At 60.8% G+C, this 2051-nt stretch carries 2 protein-coding genes; one reads left to right on the forward strand and one right to left on the reverse strand.

Annotated elements, in window-relative coordinates; translation table 11 throughout:
* Window positions 1-485 (reverse strand): response regulator (locus BN903_RS07205; RefSeq protein WP_048077081.1); only part of this gene is annotated, 485 nt, incomplete at its 3' end.
* A gap of 330 nt (window positions 486-815) precedes the next feature.
* Between BN903_RS07205 and BN903_RS07210 the strand changes: the two genes are divergently transcribed.
* Entirely contained in the window at window positions 816-1730 is a 915-nt protein-coding gene (locus BN903_RS07210) for a serine/threonine-protein kinase RIO2 (protein WP_048077082.1), read from the forward strand.
* The last annotated feature ends 321 nt before the right edge of the window (window positions 1731-2051 follow it).

Genomic DNA, 2051 nt, shown 5'->3' on the forward strand with positions numbered 1-2051 from the left:
TCGAGTACCCAGGTTGCCGATCTGGTATCGTGGAAGATGGTGTCGAACTGTCGCGCACGCTCACGCTCGGTTGCCGACCGCTGGGCGTCTCGGAGAGCTTGTTCGGTTCGCTGTAGCGCATTAGGAACGGTTTCCTCGGGTGGGTCAGCAACGGCGATGTAGTCGGTGACACCGGCTTGGATCGCCTCACTTGCGACGACTTCGCTTCCGTCCGCTGTCCCCATTATCAGCGGAAGTGTCGTCGTTGTGTCGCGAATCTCGTGGACGAGATCGATACCGGTAGTTTCGGGGAGACTGTAGTCGGTAACGATACAGTCGACGGTGGTTTCGTGGAGTGTTTCTTGCGCGGCTGTAGCTGTCGAGACTGACTGTACAATCGCGTCATACTGGACATCGAGTTGTTCGGTGTACGCGGCTATCCACGCCGTATCGCCGACGACGACGATAGTTGAATCGTCAAGGACACTCTTGGAGTTGGAATTCATATGTGGAGAGAAATACCCATCACGAATCCGAATACAGCGCTACGTGAGGGAATCATGTTGATGACTCCTTGCTACACAGTCAAAACCCCCAATGTTTAATTTTCACCCCTTATTTAAAGAGGAAGTTTATCATTAAACAGGCAGTGAATTCGCACTCCCGTAGGACAGTCGATTGAGGCCAGTCATGCTGAAGCAATCCGGTCCCTGTCACTATATGCGTTGAGACAGCCAGTCTCAACTACATAGACAATTTGGTATCGCGCTATGTACTATACGAGTCCTCTCACCGAACGCACGCCCCTTTTAGGATTCGCCGGAGTAAGGGCGCGTATGGTGCGAAACGTCGCCGGCGACATGGCGGAGCTTGACCCCGAGGACTTCTACCTCCTCTCGGGCGTCGAGCAGGGAATGCGCTTCTCGGAGTGGGTCCGGCGCGACAAGCTCCCGGACTACGCCGACCTGACGCGCGAGGAGGTCGACTACCGCATCGACCGGTGTCTCGACCGGGAGCTGATCGAGCGGAAGACGATCCAGTACGAGGGGTATCAGCTCACCTTCGAGGGGTACGACGCCCTCGCGCTCCGAACGTTCGCTGAGCGCGAGACGATAGACGGCGTGGGATCGCCGCTCGGCCTCGGCAAGGAGGGCGACGTGTACGAGGCGCAGTCGTTCCGGCCGCTCGCCTTGAAGTACCACCGCGAGGGGTACACCAACTTCCGCGAGGTGAACCGCGACCGCGAGTACACCGCCGACCGCGACCACGTCTCGTGGCTCTATACCGCCCGCAAGGCCGCCGAACGCGAGTACGAGGCGATGGAGGAACTGTACCCCGACGTGAGCGTGCCGCGACCGGTGGACCACAACCGCCACGCCATCGTGATGGAGAAGTTCGCGGGCGTCGAGCTGTCGCGCGCGTCGCTCGACCCCGAGCAGGCGGTCGGCGTCCTCGATCTAATCTTACGCGAACTCGCGACCGCCCACGACCTGGGCTGGGTCCACGCCGACGCCTCCGAACACAACGTCGCGGTCGCGGAGAGCGGCGTCACGATCTTCGACTGGCCGCAGGCGGTGTCGGTCGACCACGAGAACGCCCGGGAGTTCCTCGAACGCGACGTCGAGAACCTCCTCCGGTACTTCGCCCGGAAGTATCCCCACGAGGTGCCCCGAGACGCCGATACCGACGGGATCGCCGCCGCTATCGCCGACGGCTCGTTCGAGACGGTTCGGGCGTTCGGCGGCAGATAAACTAAATACCGATATACAAAATCTGTTCTCGTCGGGGACGCGTCGCGGTAAGTCGCCGACGGAACGCACACACCAGATCCACCCGTTGAGACCGTACGGCTCGCCTTCGTACCGGAGTTCGCACGGAATCGACGAACGCAGTAACCGTTTAGGTTCGCCTAAGATTCGAAACCGCTTTAATCCTTTAGGGTGGCCTAAACCGCATGGAACGAGACGCGGACCGGCTCGCTGGCACGCGACGCGACGCGATCAGGTACTGCGGGGCCGTCGCCGGCGCGGGACTGCTCGCCGGGTGTAGCGGCACCGAGTCGACGCCGAGCG

Source organism: Halorubrum sp. AJ67 (genome assembly GCF_000513435.1).